Source organism: Verrucomicrobiales bacterium (assembly GCA_016793885.1).
In the GTDB taxonomy this organism is placed as follows: Bacteria; Verrucomicrobiota; Verrucomicrobiia; order Limisphaerales; family UBA11320; genus UBA11320.
In genome coordinates, this window is the sequence record JAEUHE010000018.1 from 1 (window position 1) to 1,924 (window position 1,924).

Here is a 1,924-nt window from a genome sequence, read left to right on the forward strand (position 1 = left end):
CTGGGGCTCCACTTTCTTGATCGCCATGGACTTTCCGTTGACTAGGGCCTCGGCAAGGCTGTCGAGATGGCTGGAGAGACTAGCGCCGCCGATGAAGCTTCGCTTGTCCCTACTCACGAAGACGTACGGCCTCAGATCAACACCCTTGAGTTCTGGTTCCAGCTTGGCCCAGTTGATGATCCAGTCGTCACCGGCCCATTCTTTGGCCCGCTGCACCTCGGTCGAATGCGCAATCGAACGCTCCTCATCCCCCTTTGTTTCGCCGGATGCCTTTTGCTGATTCCGCGAGACGCCTTCCAGATCGGCGATTTCCTTGGGGCAGCCTTCCGCTGCACCGAACGCCAAGGCAGTGAGGATTTCGTAGAATTCGGGTTTGAATCGCTCGGCCAACATGATCTTGGCAAGTACAGGACGCTTTATATCTGCGCTCAAACCGCGCACGTGTGCAATCTCCTGCCGAAGCAGCAAGGAGTTGAGGAACCGCTTGACTAACCGCGGATTCCCCTTCGTCCCGTCGGTCAGAGCGCGGGTTACTTGGCGGCTCAACGTAATCGCCTGGGTGACGCTATCGGGGACTTCCCCGAGGCATGTTTTAGCGACCTGATGATCGAGCGTGACTCCGTTCCATGGCTGGATAAGGATCTTCCGTGCCTGATCGAGGAGTGCCTTGAAACACGGGTTGTCGGGCCCGGGGTCCGCCTGAAGCAGAACCATGGTTATGTAGATTTGAGTTTCGGTGTAGCCGAGCGTCGGGAGCCGGAACGGCACCTGAATCAGCTTCTCCAAGTAGTTTCTGGTGTAGTTGCCTGCGCTTGCTGGAAGGTCAGGGAAGTGCTTCCGCACGGCATACTCGATCATCGCCTCGTCCGTGGCGATGACGAACGCCGTCTTGGGGGCAAACAAGAAGAGTCGGATGGCTTCCAAGGTTTCAATCGCTGTTGCGGGCAGGCACCGATCCAAGTCGTCAATTAAAACAATGAGCTTGGCCACCTTGGCCGTGTCCAACAGATCGGCAAACTCTTTCTGAAATGCGGACATGTGCTCGGGAATCTTCTTTTCATGGCCGGGCTTGATGATCCCTTCCGTTTTCTTTAGGGCCTCTTCGATTGTTTGGGGATTCAATTGGTCGGTTGCCGACCCGATCAATCCCTTCAGCAGCGAGACCGCGTCTCTAATTTGTTCCGGATGTGGTATGCCCGTCCAAAGAGAAAACGCCGCCGTCGCGCCCTTCTTTGCCAGTTTTAAGTAGTCGACGCGTTTAAGCAGGTCCGCAGCTTTCTCGCAAATCTTGTCCACTCCGCTTCGAGCGTCCCTCAACTCCGTAATGATCGATTCGATCAGCGCCGCCTTCGCATCCTCAAAGCCTTGGAGTTGCCAGCCATTGAACCTGAGGCACAGCACCTTTTCGTCACCCGCCAACTGCTTCTTGATCATGGCGAGCACACTCGACTTGCCAGCACCCCAGTCGCCGTGGATTCCGATTGTGAGCGGATCGTTCGGACTCGACCGGATCAGCTTAAGCACCGTGCTGGCGATGGCATCGTAATAGAGGAGGTCGATTTCTGTTTCGTGGTCGCTGATGAACATAAATGGTCTGATTTACGGGAGTGGTCATCAATCTGCCGTATTCCGAAGGCAATCCGCGCAGAGTTTTGAGGAGGCCGGCAAGCGATGCTTCACAGTTCCATCTCCCCTTGGCTTGGCCCTGCCGCCTTTTGCTCCTGCGCCTGGCGCGTGAGGTCGGGCCACGCCAGGACTAGCGCGTTGTAACCGATGGCCTCCTGCGACCACTTGCGGCGCTCGCAGGCGGTGTAGAGGCGGTAGCTCAGGTCGCGGGCGACCTCGGACATCGGCCCGAGCCTGCGGAGCAGCCCCGCGGCGGCCTGCTCGCCCTGGTCGAGGGCGCGGATCAGGTAATGCGTCG

At 57.7% G+C, this 1,924-nt stretch carries 2 protein-coding genes; both read right to left on the reverse strand.

What is annotated here, in order from left to right; all coding sequences use genetic code 11:
* Positions 1-1,587 (reverse strand): hypothetical protein (locus JNN07_02480; protein ID MBL9166591.1); only part of this gene is annotated, 1,587 nt, incomplete at its 3' end.
* A gap of 89 nt (positions 1,588-1,676) precedes the next feature.
* Positions 1,677-1,924 (reverse strand): hypothetical protein (locus tag JNN07_02485; protein MBL9166592.1); only part of this gene is annotated, 248 nt, incomplete at its 5' end.